This is a genomic window from Sphingomonas bacterium (genome assembly GCF_028292945.1).
GTDB lineage: Bacteria > Pseudomonadota > Alphaproteobacteria > Sphingomonadales > Sphingomonadaceae > Sphingomonas.
On the sequence record NZ_JAQGLJ010000002.1, the window covers coordinates 1 to 12,606 of the forward strand.

Below are 12,606 nucleotides of genomic sequence, written 5' to 3' on the forward strand. Positions count from 1 at the left end.
AGGAGGTGAAGTCGCTGGCATCGCAGACCGCGCGCGCGACCGACGACATCGCCGCCAAGATCGCCGCGATCCAGTCCGCGACGCGCTCGACGGTCGACACCAGCGCGTCGATCAAGGCGACCGTGTCGGAGGTGCAGGAATCCGCCGAGCGCATCCGCTTTGCGATGGAAGCGCAGGCCCAGACCGTCACTGCCATCACCGCCGCCGTCGACGAGACGGCGCTGGCAGCCGACTCCATGTCCTGCACCATCGCCGCCATCCGCGAGGACACCGAAGCCGTCGCCAGCGAGATCGACGAGCTGGGGCGCGGGTTCGGGGGCGTGGACGACGAGCTGGGGCAGCTCAAAGGCGCGGCGGAGGGGTTCTTGTCCAAAGTGGGCTAAGGCGTATGGCCGGTCCATGACCACCATTCTCCTCACCGGCTCCAGCCGCGGCATCGGCGCTGCGTGCGCGGACGTGCTCGCCGCTGCCGGCGCGACCGTCATCGGGCATGGCACGCGCTCCGGCGTCGCCGCCGATCTCGCCGATCCCGCCGCGCCGCGCGACCTGTGGACGCGCGCCCTGGAACAGGCGGGTGGGCGCATCGACGTGCTGATCAACAACGCCGGCGTATTCGAGGCAAACCCGCTTGATGCGGACCACGACGCCTGGGTCGCCGGGTGGGAGCGCACGATGCGCGTCAACCTGACCGCTTCGGCCGAACTGAGCCGGCTGGCGGTGCTGCACTGGCAAACGACCGGGGGGGGCCGTCTCGTCAACGTCGCCAGCCGCGCGGCGCATCGCGGCGACTCGCCCGCGCACTGGCATTACGCCGCCTCCAAGGCGGGGATGGTGGCGATGACCAAGACGATCGCGCGGGCCTATGCGCGCGACGGCGTGCTGGCGTTCGCGGTGTGCCCGGGCTTCACGATGACCGGGATGGCGGAGGATTATCTGTCCAGCCGTGGCGGCGACAAGCTGCTCGCGGACATCCCGCTCGGGCGCGTCGCCGAGCCGGCCGAGGTCGCGGAGGTGGTGCGGTTCTGCGCGCTCGACGCGCCAGCGTCGATGACGGGCGCGGTGCTGGATATAAACGGCGCCAGCTATGTCAGGTAGCTGGAAGGTCACCCTGCCCTGCACGCGCGATGAAGCCGAGGCGATCGACGCGGAAACGCTCGCCGACGCGGTGTTGATGACGACGGAAGAGGTGGCCGACGACCGCGAGCGGTGGCGGCTCGATGCCTATGTGGAGCGGGAACCCGATGAGAGCCTGCTCGCCGCCTTGCGCACGCTGGCGCCGAGCGCGGGCGACGCCGAACCGCGGATCGAGCGGTTGGGCGACGAGGATTGGGTGACGCTCTCGCAGGCGGGGCTGGAGCCGATCGTTACGCAGCGGTTCGCCGTCCACACCTCCGCCCATGCGGTCGAGGCCCCGAAGGGGGGGCGTGCCTTCTTGATCGAGGCGGGTCGCGCCTTTGGCACCGGACATCACGAGACGACCAACGGGTGCCTGTTGATGCTTGAGCGGCTGGCGGCGACCGGCAGGAGGCTGGGGAAGATCATCGACGTCGGGACAGGAACCGGCCTGCTCGCCTTCGCCGCCATGGACCTCTGGATAGGCGCGGAGGTCACCGCGACCGATATCGATCCGGCGGCAATCGAGGTGGCGCGAGACAATGCGGCCGCCAACGGTATCCGCGCCGGCTCGGGCACGGACGAAATCGCGCTGATCGTCGCTGACGGCGCTCTCAGCGAGGCGATCACCGCGCGCGCGCCATATGACCTTCTGATCGCCAACGTGCTCGCCGGGCCGCTGGTGTCGATGGCGCCCGAGCTTGCCGCCATCGCCGCGCCGGGTGCCGCTATCGTGCTGGCGGGATTGCTGGACACGCAGGTGGACGAGGTGGTCGCCGCCTATGCCGGCTGCGGTTGCTCGCTGGTCGAGGCCGACCGGCGCGGCGATTGGACCATCCTACGGCTGACGGCGGGGCCGGTCCGGTTCGTGCCCGCCGCGCCGCCTGATCCGAGGGGGCGCGACGGGTGGGCGCTGGATTTATAACCGAACAGCCCGTGGTCGCCCACGCGGCAAATCGATGTTGCAATTCGCTCGTCTGTTCGAACACCTCCCCGGCTTCCGCCGGGGAAGGCGATTGGCTCTACGGTCGGCACCCACGCGCCGAGGGCTGCGGAGCACTATAGGCTCGTGAAAGCCTTCGACCTCGCATATTCCTGGGTGCCGCGAGCAATGACTGTGTCGCCGGGCAGGATTGTCGCAACGGGCACGTCCGGCTGCCGCTTCAGCTCCTCGTAAAGCGGCGCGAAGTCGGTCTCGACGGTCTGGCGCAGCAGTTCGTCGAAGCTGGGGATGACGAAGTAGTTCTGCTGGAAATCGTCGATCCGGTACTCGGTCTGCATCACCCGCTTCATGTCGAAGGCGAGCCGGTGCGGCGAGGGATCGTCGAGCGCGAACTGCGACTCGGCGTAACTGGACGCGATGCCCGAGCCATAGATCCGTAGCCCATCGGGCTCGGCGATCAGGCCGAACTCGACCGTGTACCAGTAGAGACGACCCAGATATTTGAGCGCATCATGCTGCATCGCGCGCACGCCGCCGCGACCGTACGCCTCCAGATAGTCCGCGAACACCGGATCGGCGAGCATCGGCACATGACCGAACACGTCGTGGAAGACGTCGGGTTCCTGCAGGTAATCGAGCTGGTCGGGCCGGCGAATGAAGTTGCCCGCGACGAAGCGGCGGTTGGCCATGTGGTCGAAGAATACCTCGTCGGGCACCAGACCGGGGACCGCGACGACGCTCCACCCGGTCAGCTTCGTCAGCCGTTCGGACAGGTCCTCGAAGTTGGGGATGCCGGCTTCGGACAACCGCAGCGCCTGCAAGCCCTTCAGATAGGCGTCGGATGCGCGACCCGGCAGCAGCTTCGTCTGGCGCGCGAAGAGCGTGTCCCAGGTGGCGTGCTCCTCCGGCGTGTAGCTGTCCCAGCCTTGCGGGATCGTCCAGTCGGCGGCGGCACCCTCAGGAGGGCGGTCGAGTACGTGGGTTTCCGCAGCCATCTTTTGTCCCCTATCGTGGCGTTCAATGAAAGCAAACCTCCGACCTGTGCTCCTGGTTGCCCGCCGCGCCCTGCTCGCCCTGGTCGTGCTGCTGCTCGGCTATGGCGCGGCGGGACTGATCGGCGGCGCGGTGCCGGTCAACCGGGCCTGGCGCGCGCCCGAACGCGGCATCGAGATCTGGGTCGAGTCGAACGGCGTCCACACCGGGATCGTCGTGCCCAAGGTCGCAGCGGGCGTGGACTGGCGATCGCTGGCGCGGCCCGAGCACCTCACCGACCCGCGTTATGCGCTGTACGATCACCTGTCGTTCGGCTGGGGCGAGCGGGCGTTCTACCTCGAAACGCCGACCTGGGCCGAGGTGAAGCCCGCCACCGTGCTGGCGGCGGCGTTCGGCAGCGCGCGGACGCTGGTGCATGTCGACCATGTGCCGCGCCCGCGGCCGACGGGTGACGCGCGGCGGGTGGTGGTGACGGAGGAGCAGTATCGGCGTCTTGCCAGGGTGATCGCGGCAAGCGTCGCACCGGGCGCGAAACACCATCGCGGATACGGCCCGTACGATGCGTTCTATGACGGCACTGGCAAGTACAGCGCCTTCAGGACCTGCAACAGTTGGACTGGCGCTGCGTTGGCAGCGGCTGGCGTCCGGGTGGGCTGGTGGACGCCGTTCCCTGTGACGGTGATGTGGTGGTTCTGAGACCTCCGTCCAAGCTGCTCTGGGCAGCCGAGTTGCCGCGGGCGGTATGGACTGTCGCGACGTGGTGGCGGCATCGGGCCGCACTGCGCGGTGCGGCGCGTGGTGATGGGCGTGCGGTGATGCTGCTGCCCGGACTGTTCAACAGCGACCGCTCCAACTTCGTGCTGCGTGGTTTTCTGCGTGGGCTCGGTTATCGCGTGCAAGGTTGGGAGCTAGGACGCAATCTGGGCGCCCGTACCGTCGGGATCGAGGGCGAGCGCCTGATCGCGGTCGTCGAGCGGCTGTATGCGAACGCAGGACCGGTTACGCTGATCGGCGTCAGCCTGGGCGGGGTCATGGCGCGGCTGGTCGCGCATCGCCGGCCCGATCTCGTTGCCGCAGTCATCACGATCAGCTCGCCTTTCGCCGGCTCTGGCAAGGCCACCAATGTTTGGCGCGCGTTCGAGTGGGTTACGGGGGAGCGGCTGGACGACCCCGCGGTGATCGCGCGCAGCGAAGCGATTGCGCAGCCGCTGCCGGTGCCCGCGACCGCCATATGGAGCCGGTCGGACGGGCTGGTCGCGGGTGCAATCTGCCGCGATGAATCGGGGAAGGCGCTGGAGGTCCGGAGCGGGCATCTGGGCGTGCAGCTAAAACCGCAGGTGTTGCTGGCGGTGGCGGGCGTATTGGCATCGTCGCCACCCGGTCCTTGAGCCGGATGGCGCGCGGGACTCGAAGGCTCCAAGGACCGCGTTGGCTAACGCGCCACGTCGGCTGCGACGAAGCCGCGATACTGGTCGCAGCCTTCGCGTTCGGGGTTGCCGTCGCAGCGTCTGGCCCAGTCGCGGCGTTCCTTGCCTTCGCGTTCCTCGGCCTGGCGCATCTTCTTGCCGTAGTTGCGGTCCGCTTCGGACTGGCTGGTCGTGGCCATGTCGACCGCCTTGCCGGCGACCTGGAATGGCGCCTTGACGATCGCGGCGGCGGTGCTGACGCAGCCGGCGGTCGCCAGCAGCGGGAGAAGCAGAAGGATGCGCATCATGGGACTCCGTCGCGGACCTGGACGCCATCTAGCGGAAAGTCGGTGAAAAGTCCGTCGATATTCTGATCGAGCGCGGCGCGGATGTCGGCGCGCATCCCGGTACGCCCAGGCCGGCCGCGCAATGCCGGTGGCAGGAACGGGTCTTCGGCACGGAAGGTCCAGGGGTGAACTTTCAGCCCCGCGCGATGCGCGTCGGCGACCAGCGCCGAGGGCATCCCGCTTGCCCACAGCATCGCCTTGTCCGGGCCGATGCCATCGGCGTAGCGAGCCACCTCCTTCAGCCCGGCGGGCGTGGTCATCGCGGCATAGCTGGGATGCGCGGCATCGGCGGGACCGCCGCTTGCGCCAAGCAGCTGGATCAGGCGGACGCGCGTCATCGTCTTGAGTCGCCGCAGGTTGGCGACCTCGAACGACTGGATGAACACCGGCGCATCGGCATGGTCCCAGCCGGCCGCGCGCAGTTCCGCCACCAGGGGCGCATCGGTGGGGTGGTCGATGCCGGCGAAATAGGTCGGGTGCTTGGTCTCGGGATAGATGCCGATCGTGCGCCCCGTCTCCGCCGAGCGGCGTTTGGCGAGCGCGATGATCTCGGCGAGCGTCGGGATCGTGAACCGACCGTCATAGGCGGTATTGCCGGGTCGCAGCGCCGGCAGTCGCTCGCGCGCGCGCAAGGTGCGGAGTTCCGCGAACGTGAAATCCTCGGTGAACCAGCCGGTGACCTGCTCGCCATCGATCGTCTTGGTGACGCGCCGGGCGGCGAACTCGGGATGCGTAGCGACGTCGGTGGTGCCGCCGATCTCGTTCTCGTGGCGCGCGACGAGCACGTCGTCTCTGGTCGGCACCAGATCGGGTTCGATGAAGTCGGCGCCCTGATCGATCGCCAGCTGGTAGGCGGCAAGCGTGTGCTCGGGGCGCTCGCCGCTGGCGCCACGATGGGCGATGACGATCGGCTTTTCGGCAGGCGTCGTCATGGTCGCGCACAGGCCGGCATTGACCGCCAGGGAAAGCAACACGACATAGCGGAGGCTCCGGCGGACCACGGCGACAAGGATAGCGACATGCAGTGGACGATCAACGGCGAACGTCGAACCGCCGACCCGGATGTCCGCACGACGCTTGCCGACCTGCTGCGCAATCATCTGGGGCTGACGGGCACCAAGATCGGCTGCAACCACGGCCAGTGCGGCGCCTGCACGGTACTGATCGAGGGGCGACGGGTGAACAGCTGCCTGTGCCTGGCAGTGATGCATCAGGACGATGCGATCGTGACGATCGAGGGGATTGGGTCGGCGGACGCCCTGCACCCGCTGCAGACCGCGTTCGTCGCGCATGACGGCTATCAGTGCGGCTATTGCACGCCCGGGCAGATCTGTTCGGCCGTCGGCATGCTGGACGAGGCGGCGAAGGGCTGGGCCAGCCATGCGTCCGGCGACCTGACCGCGCCGACCCTGACCCGCGAGGAAATCGCCGAGCGGATGAGCGGCAATCTGTGCCGGTGCGCGGCCTATCCGAACATTGTCGATGCGATCGCAGAGGTGGCTGCGTGAGGTCGTTCGATTACGTGCGCGCGGACACGACCGAAGTGGCGGTGCGCGCCGGGGCTGCGGACGGCGCGAAGTTCATCGCCGGCGGGACCAACCTGATCGACCTGATGAAGCTGCAGATCGAGACGCCGGCGACGCTGGTGGACATCAGTCGGCTCGATCTGGCGTGCGTCGATGAGCTGGCCGACGGCGCGCTGCGGATCGGCGCGCTGGTGCCCAACAGCGACCTCGCCGCGCACCCGCTGGTCGTCGCGCGCTACCCGGTGCTGGCGCGCGCGCTGCTGGCCGGCGCGTCGGGGCAGCTGCGCAACAAGGCGACCGCGGCGGGCAATCTGCTGCAACGCACGCGGTGCTATTATTTCTACGACACCACCGCGCCCTGCAACAAGCGCGAGCCCGGCAGCGGCTGCGCGGCGCTGGGCGGCTACACGCGCATCCACGCAGTGCTGGGCGGGTCCGCGCATTGCATTGCCACGCACCCGAGCGACATGGCGGTTGCGATGCGCGCGTTGGATGCGACCGTTCGGGTTACGGCAAGCTCGGACTTCGGCGTGCCACTGGAGCATTTCTACCGTCTGCCCGGCGACACGCCGCACATCGAGACGGTGCTGCAACCGGGCGAGTTGATCACCGCGATCGACCTGCCTCCTCCCCCTGCCGGCGCACGGCAGGCCTATCGCAAGGTCCGCGATCGTGCCTCCTATGCCTTCGCGCTGGTCTCCGTCGCGGCGGTGGTGGCGGTGGAGAGCGGTCGCATCACGCACGCCGCGCTGGCATTCGGCGGGCTGGGTACGGTGCCGTGGCGCGATCCTGCGCTGGAGGCGGTGCTGATCGGCGAAGCGCCGTCGGACGCGCTGTTCGCGCGGGCGGCGGATGTGCTGCTGGCCGAGGCGCGGGGCGCGGGCGACAACGACTTCAAGATCCCGCTCGCGCGCCGGGTGCTGATCGCGACGCTGCGCGAGGTGACGACATGAGCGAATTGATGATGGACGCGCCCTACCGTCCCGGTGCGCTCGATCGCGCGACGCAGGGCGTGCTGGGCAAGCCGCTCGACCGCATCGACGGCCCCGCCAAGGTGACCGGCGCGGCGCGCTATGCGGTCGAGGGCGCGCCCGCGAACACCGCCTACATGGCGATCGTCGGCGCGCCGGTGGGCAGCGGGCGGGTGACGGAGATCGACGCGGCCGCAGCCGAGGCGCTGCCGGGGGTGCTCGCGGTCATCCACGGCGACCGGCGCATGGCGGCGGGCGGGTCGAACGCGCAGCGGCTGTCGGCGCAGGGGTCTGACCGCATCTTCCATCGCGGCCAGCCGCTAGCAGCCGTCGTCGCCGAGACGGTCGAGATCGCCCGCGAGGCGGCGCGGCTGGTGCGCGTCGACGTCGAGGAGACGCCGGGCCGCTTCGACGCGCGCGCGCAGACGCCGCAGACGGACCACAAGACCGGGTTCCTGCCGACCATCGCCAAGGGTGACCTGGATGCGGCACTGGCGGCAAGTGCGGTGACGATCGACCGGACCTACACCACGCCCGTCCACTTCCCCGCCGCGCTGGAGCCGCACGCGACGCTGGCGTGGTGGGAGGGCGACAAGCTGACCGTGCGGTCAAGCAACCAGGTGATCGGTTCGGCGCGGACGACGATCGCCAAGCTGCTTGGCGTCGGGGCGGATCGCGTCCGCGTGCTCGCCCCGTTCGTCGGTGGCGGCTTTGGCGGCAAGACCGGGGTCGGCCCGGAGGTGATCCTCGCGGCCATCGCGGCGGAGCGGATCGGGCGGCCGGTGTCCGTCTCGCTGCCGCGCGCGCAGTCGGCCGCGCTGGTGCATCACCGCTCGGCGACGGTGCAGCGTATCAGGCTGGGCGCTGACGCCGACGGCCGGATCGATGCGATCGCGCATGAGAGCGTCGCGCAGCAGAACGACGACTCCGGGTTCCTGGAGCCGGTGCCGTTCGGGACGTTGCCGCTCTATCGCGGCACGGTGCGGCATTTCCGCACCGATCTGGTCCGTGTCGACCTGCCCGCCACCGGCGCGGTGCGTGCGCCCGGCGAGGCGATCGGCACGTTCGCGGTCGAAGGCGCGATTGACGAGCTGGCGGAGCGGCTCGGCCTCGACCCCATCGAGCTGCGCCGCCGCAACGAGCCGGAGGTCGATCCGCTGAGCGGCAAGCCCTTCTCCACGCGGCGGCTGCTGGATTGCTATACGCAGGGCGCGGCGCGGTTCGGCTGGCCGGAGACGCTGCCCAAGCCCGGCACCGTGCGCGAGGGCGACTGGCTGATCGGGATCGGCATGGCGGCGTCGCTGCGGGGCAACTTCACCGTCAACGCCGAAGCGCGCGTGCGGCTGGCGGCGGACGGCCGCGCGACGGTCGAATGCGACATGACCGATATCGGCACCGGCACCTACACGATCCTGGCGCAGGTCGCGGGCGAGATGCTGGGGCTGCCCGTCGACCGCGTCGACGTGCGGCTCGGCGACACCGACCTGCCGCCGTCCGCCGGGTCGGGGGGGTCGTTCGGCGCGGGGAGCGCGGGGTCGGCGGTGGTGCTGGCGTGCGAGGACATCCTGGTCGAGCTTGGCCGACGCATGAACGCCGCGCCCGACGAGCTGGAGCTGAAGGACGGCTGCGTCCGCGCCGGCGGGCGCGAGGTGCCGCTGGCGGAGCTGACGCGCGGCGAGGCTATCGTGGCACATGGCAAGACCGGGCCGGGATCGCAGAGCAAGCGGACCAGCCAGGCGAGCCACGGCGCGCAGTTCGCCGAGGTGGCCGTCAACGCGATCACCGGCGAGGTGCGCGTGCGCCGCATGCTCGGCGTGTTCGACGTCGGCCGCGTGCTCAACGAAAAGACCGCGCGCAGCCAGATCGTCGGCGGCATGGTGTGGGGCATCGCCTATGCGCTGACCGAGCATGCGGTGGTCGACGTGCGCACCGGCCAGTTCGTGACACCCGATTTCGGCGAATACCACGTCGCCACGTCCGCCGACGTGCCGCCGATCGAGGTGTCGTTCATCGAGGAGGTGGACGAGCACGCCAATCCGGTCGGCGCGAAGGGTGTCGGCGAGCTGGGCATATCGGGCGCGGGCGCGGCAGTGGCGAACGCGGTGTACAACGCGTGCGGGGTCAGGGTGTATGATCTGCCGATCACGCCCGACAAGCTGCTCGCCGGGCTGCCGGATGTTTGATCCTCCCCGCCTGCGCGGAGGGGGACCGCTCGGCGCAGCCGAGTGGTGGAGGGGCTTGGCCACGGGTGTCACACTCGGGGAGAGGCCCCACCACCATGCCTGCGGCATGGTCCCCCTCCCCGTGCCGGGGAGGAGCTGATGGCCGAAAACGACTCCGTGATCGCCGCCGCGCAGGCGTGGAAAGGCGAGCCGATGGCGCTCGCCACGGTTGTCTCCACCTGGGGCTCCGCGCCGCGCCCGCGCGGCTCGCACATGCTGGTCCATGCCGACGGTCGGTTCGAGGGCTCGGTGTCGGGCGGGTGCGTCGAGAACGACATCATGGAAACGGCCGCGCAGGCGATCGCGGGCGCGCCGTTTCAGGTGAAACGCTATGGCGTCGCCGATACCGACGCGTGGGAGGTCGGCCTGCCGTGCGGCGGCGAGATCGCGGTGATGGTGCAGCGGGTAGCAGCGGACGGGTTCGATCCCGAGCTGTTCGACCGCATCGCGCAGGCGCGTGGCGAGGGCGGATCGCTGATTGTGCACACCGACCTTTCATCGGGGCTAAGCAGCCAGCGCCCGCTGGAAACGGGCGAGGTGTTCGTCAACCGCTACGACCCGCCGCGCCGGTTGCTGATCGTCGGCGCGGTGCAGATCGCACAGGCGCTGAGCGCGCTGGCCGCGACGCTGGGGGTAGAGACGGTGGTGATCGATCCGCGCGCGCGCTTCCTGACGGCGGAGCGCTTTCCCGGCGTAACGCTGGACGACCGCTGGCCCGACGAGGCGATCGCCGCCTATCGCCCCGGCCCGGCGACCGCAGTGGTGACGCTGTCGCACGACACGAAGATCGACGACCCGGCGCTGCTCGCCGCGCTGGCGAGCCCGGCCGGCTATGTGGGCGCGCTGGGTAGCCGCAGGAGCCACGCGGCGCGGCGCGAGCGACTGGCGGCGGCGGGCGTGTCGCCAGGCGATCTCGACCGCATCGATGCACCCGTCGGACTCGACATCGGCGCGATCGGGCCGTCGGAGATCGCGCTGTCGATCGCCGCCGCGATGATAGGAGCCTGGCATGATCGCGGTTGAGAACACCACGCTGGTGCTACTCGCGGCGGGCCAGTCCACCCGGTTCGGCGACGCGGACAAGCTGGACGAGCCGTTTCTGGGCCGCGCGCTGGGGCTGCATGTCGCGGTCGCGCTGGAAGACATGCCGTTCGCGGAGCGGATCGCGGTCGTCGACAGCTGCCGCATCGATTACGGCGCGCATGGCTATCGTGTCGTGCCCAATCCCGACGCGACCAACGGCATGGCGTCGTCGGTCGCGATCGGCGTCGCCGCCGCGAAGGCACGCGGCGCAGACGCGGTGCTGGTTGCGCTCGCCGACATGCCGCGCGTCACCGCCGCGCATGTCTTTCGCCTGTTCGACGCCTCGACCGGGCCGGACAGCGTGGTCGCGTCGAGCGACGGCACGCATCCGGTACCGCCGGCGCTGTTCGGGCGCGACCGGTTCGACTTCCTGCTGTCGCTGAAAGGGTCGAGCGGCGCGCGCGATCTGGTCCGCGCCGGTCGCCATGTCATCACCTCGCCCGCCGAGCTGATCGACATCGACACCCCCGCGGACCTGGAGCGCCTACGCGAGCTGATCCACTCGCCCGAGGCGATCACGCGCGCGACGGCGCGGCGGACGCGGGAGTAGCGGGTCACGGGGTGGTTCGCCGGGGCACGCCGGACAATGCCGCGCCCTCCGAGCGGTTATTCCAGCTCCAGGATGACCTGATCGACGGCCAGGCTGTCGCCCTGCTTCGCTTCGACCGCCTTGACGCGTCCGGTCTTGCCCGCGCGCAGGATGTTCTCCATTTTCATCGCCTCGACGACGGCGAGCGGCTGACCAGCTTCGACCTTGTCGCCCTCGGCTACGGCGAGGCGGACGAGCAGGCCGGGCATGGGGGCGAGGAGGAAGCGGCTGAGGTCGGGCGGGACTTTTTCAAGGAGGTGGTGCGCATAAGCCGCGACGTGCGCGGGCAGCACGCGCGCCATGTGACTCGCGCCGCGGGTGGTAAGACGCAACCCGGTGCGGGTTTTCGCGACGCGGATGGCGAGCGGTTCGCCCGCGACCTCCACCTCAACCAGCCGATCGCCGGGGGTGTATTCCATCGCCAAATCGAGCGGCTCGGCGTCGACCAGCACCGTGTCGCGGTCGAGCAGCACCTGGTGGTCGCGCTCCCCAATACGCACGACCCACTCGGCGGGCGGGCGCAGGCGCTTGCCGAGCTGGCCGTCGACCCGCCGCGACCGGTCCGCCTGCGCGGTGGCCGCGAACGCCGCGACGGCAGCGAGCGTGCGGATCAGTTCGGGTGCCGCCGGTGCGCCGGTGAAGCCGTCGGGATATTCCTCGGCGATGAAGCCCGTCGTGATCGCGCCCTCGCGAAAGCGCGGGTGCTGCATCAGCGCGGACAGGAAGTCGACGTTGTTGCCGACGCCGGCGATCTCGAACCGGTCGAGTGCCGCGACCTGCGCGTCGATCGCGGCCTCGCGGGTCGGTGCCCAGGTGATCAGCTTGGCGATCATCGGGTCGTAGAAGATCGACACCTCGCCGCCCTCGACGACGCCGTCGTCGACACGGGTGTAGCCGGACAGTTGTCCCTCGACTTCGCTCGGGACGAACGGCGGTTCGGCGTCCCCCTCTCCGTTCGTGCCGAGCGCAGTCGAGGCACCTCTCAGCAAGGGCTCTTGTCGCGCCTCCGCCGCCGGCGGCCGATAGCGCACCAGTCGTCCGGTGCTCGGCAGGAACCCGCGATACGGGTCCTCCGCATAGACCCGGTTTTCCACCGCCCAGCCGTTCAGCGTCACGTCGTCCTGCCCGAACGCCAGCTTCTCGCCCGCCGCGACGCGGATCATCTGTTCGACCAGATCGAGCCCGGTCACCGCCTCCGTCACCGGATGCTCGACCTGCAGCCGGGTGTTCATCTCAAGGAAGTAGAAGCTCTCGCCGGTGGTGTCCGCGCCGGAGACGATCAGCTCCACCGTGCCTGCGGAATAGTACCCCACCGCCTTGGCGAGTGCGACCGCCTGTTCGCCCATCGCCTTGCGCATCTTCGGCGTCACGAAGGGCGACGGTGCCTCCTCCACCACCTTCTGGTGGCGGCGC

At 69.9% G+C, this 12,606-nt stretch carries 13 protein-coding genes and 1 pseudogene; 10 read left to right on the top strand and 4 right to left on the bottom strand.

Going from position 1 to position 12,606, the window contains the following annotated elements:
• From JWN21_RS00225 to JWN21_RS00235, 3 genes and pseudogenes are all read left to right on the top strand, one after another.
• A pseudogene (locus JWN21_RS00225) lies at nt 1–383 on the top strand (chemotaxis protein); the annotation flags it as partial.
• 16 nt (nt 384–399) lie between these two features.
• Nucleotides 400–1,095, top strand: a complete 696-nt coding sequence (locus JWN21_RS00230; protein WP_299645376.1) for an SDR family NAD(P)-dependent oxidoreductase — start codon at nt 400–402, stop codon at nt 1,093–1,095.
• Nucleotides 1,085–2,038 carry a 50S ribosomal protein L11 methyltransferase gene (locus JWN21_RS00235; RefSeq protein WP_299645377.1) on the top strand — a complete coding sequence of 318 codons (954 nt, stop codon included), beginning with the start codon at nt 1,085–1,087 and terminating at the stop codon, nt 2,036–2,038. The genes JWN21_RS00230 and JWN21_RS00235 overlap by 11 nt, the downstream gene beginning before the upstream one ends.
• A 134-nt stretch (nt 2,039–2,172) precedes the next feature.
• Here JWN21_RS00235 and phhA read toward each other — a convergent pair whose 3' ends face one another.
• The gene (gene phhA, locus JWN21_RS00240) at nt 2,173–3,051 is read right to left on the bottom strand and encodes a phenylalanine 4-monooxygenase (protein ID WP_299645378.1); all 879 of its coding nucleotides are present in this window, start codon (nt 3,049–3,051) and stop codon (nt 2,173–2,175) included.
• 25 nt (nt 3,052–3,076) lie between these two features.
• On the opposite strand from phhA, the gene JWN21_RS00245 reads away from it, so the two are divergent.
• Nucleotides 3,077–3,745, top strand: a complete 669-nt coding sequence (locus tag JWN21_RS00245) for a TIGR02117 family protein (protein WP_299645379.1) — start codon at nt 3,077–3,079, stop codon at nt 3,743–3,745.
• Nucleotides 3,736–4,437, top strand: a complete 702-nt coding sequence (locus JWN21_RS00250; RefSeq protein WP_299645380.1) for an alpha/beta fold hydrolase — start codon at nt 3,736–3,738, stop codon at nt 4,435–4,437. The genes JWN21_RS00245 and JWN21_RS00250 overlap by 10 nt, the downstream gene beginning before the upstream one ends.
• A 44-nt stretch (nt 4,438–4,481) precedes the next feature.
• On the opposite strand, the gene JWN21_RS00255 is transcribed toward JWN21_RS00250, so the two are convergent.
• Together JWN21_RS00255 and JWN21_RS00260 are read right to left on the bottom strand one after the other, a co-directional pair.
• Complete coding sequence (locus JWN21_RS00255; RefSeq protein ID WP_367182886.1) at nt 4,482–4,760, bottom strand: hypothetical protein; 279 nt, start codon at nt 4,758–4,760, stop codon at nt 4,482–4,484.
• Entirely contained in the window at nt 4,760–5,734 is a 975-nt protein-coding gene (locus tag JWN21_RS00260) for a glycerophosphodiester phosphodiesterase (protein ID WP_299645388.1), read from the bottom strand. Before JWN21_RS00260 ends, JWN21_RS00255 begins: the two co-directional genes overlap by 1 nt.
• Before the next feature lie 87 nt (nt 5,735–5,821).
• On the opposite strand from JWN21_RS00260, the gene JWN21_RS00265 reads away from it, so the two are divergent.
• The 5 genes from JWN21_RS00265 to JWN21_RS00285 all read left to right on the top strand — a co-directional run bounded on the left by JWN21_RS00265 (nt 5,822) and on the right by JWN21_RS00285 (nt 11,154).
• Complete coding sequence (locus tag JWN21_RS00265; RefSeq protein ID WP_299645382.1) at nt 5,822–6,310, top strand: 2Fe-2S iron-sulfur cluster-binding protein; 489 nt, start codon at nt 5,822–5,824, stop codon at nt 6,308–6,310.
• Nucleotides 6,307–7,281, top strand: coding sequence for a xanthine dehydrogenase family protein subunit M (locus tag JWN21_RS00270; RefSeq protein WP_299645383.1), 975 nt, complete (start codon nt 6,307–6,309; stop codon nt 7,279–7,281). The genes JWN21_RS00265 and JWN21_RS00270 overlap by 4 nt, the downstream gene beginning before the upstream one ends.
• On the top strand, nt 7,278–9,482 hold the full coding sequence (locus tag JWN21_RS00275) for a xanthine dehydrogenase family protein molybdopterin-binding subunit (protein WP_299645384.1): 2,205 nt from the start codon (nt 7,278–7,280) through the stop codon (nt 9,480–9,482). Before JWN21_RS00270 ends, JWN21_RS00275 begins: the two co-directional genes overlap by 4 nt.
• Nucleotides 9,483–9,620: 138 nt before the next feature.
• Complete coding sequence (locus JWN21_RS00280; RefSeq protein WP_299645385.1) at nt 9,621–10,544, top strand: XdhC family protein; 924 nt, start codon at nt 9,621–9,623, stop codon at nt 10,542–10,544.
• The gene (locus JWN21_RS00285; RefSeq protein WP_299645386.1) at nt 10,531–11,154 is read left to right on the top strand and encodes a nucleotidyltransferase family protein; all 624 of its coding nucleotides are present in this window, start codon (nt 10,531–10,533) and stop codon (nt 11,152–11,154) included. Before JWN21_RS00280 ends, JWN21_RS00285 begins: the two co-directional genes overlap by 14 nt.
• Nucleotides 11,155–11,210: 56 nt before the next feature.
• Here the strand turns inward: JWN21_RS00285 and JWN21_RS00290 are convergent.
• A partial coding sequence (locus JWN21_RS00290) for a biotin/lipoyl-containing protein (protein ID WP_299645387.1) occupies nt 11,211–12,606 on the bottom strand: 1,396 nt, incomplete at its 5' end.

What these genes read in the sequence shown, in the direction of transcription:
- JWN21_RS00230 (WP_299645376.1), top strand. Translation starts at nt 400, where the DNA reads ATGACCACCATTCTCCTCACCGGCTCCAGCCGCGGCATCGGCGCTGCG.
- JWN21_RS00235 (WP_299645377.1), top strand. Translation starts at nt 1,085, where the DNA reads ATGTCAGGTAGCTGGAAGGTCACCCTGCCCTGCACGCGCGATGAAGCC.
- JWN21_RS00280 (WP_299645385.1), top strand. Translation starts at nt 9,621, where the DNA reads ATGGCCGAAAACGACTCCGTGATCGCCGCCGCGCAGGCGTGGAAAGGC.
- JWN21_RS00265 (WP_299645382.1), top strand. Translation starts at nt 5,822, where the DNA reads ATGCAGTGGACGATCAACGGCGAACGTCGAACCGCCGACCCGGATGTC.
- JWN21_RS00245 (WP_299645379.1), top strand. Translation starts at nt 3,077, where the DNA reads ATGAAAGCAAACCTCCGACCTGTGCTCCTGGTTGCCCGCCGCGCCCTG.
- JWN21_RS00285 (WP_299645386.1), top strand. Translation starts at nt 10,531, where the DNA reads ATGATCGCGGTTGAGAACACCACGCTGGTGCTACTCGCGGCGGGCCAG.
- JWN21_RS00275 (WP_299645384.1), top strand. Translation starts at nt 7,278, where the DNA reads ATGAGCGAATTGATGATGGACGCGCCCTACCGTCCCGGTGCGCTCGAT.
- JWN21_RS00255 (WP_367182886.1), bottom strand. Translation starts at nt 4,760, where the DNA reads ATGCGCATCCTTCTGCTTCTCCCGCTGCTGGCGACCGCCGGCTGCGTC.
- phhA (WP_299645378.1), bottom strand. Translation starts at nt 3,051, where the DNA reads ATGGCTGCGGAAACCCACGTACTCGACCGCCCTCCTGAGGGTGCCGCC.
- JWN21_RS00260 (WP_299645388.1), bottom strand. Translation starts at nt 5,734, where the DNA reads ATGACGACGCCTGCCGAAAAGCCGATCGTCATCGCCCATCGTGGCGCC.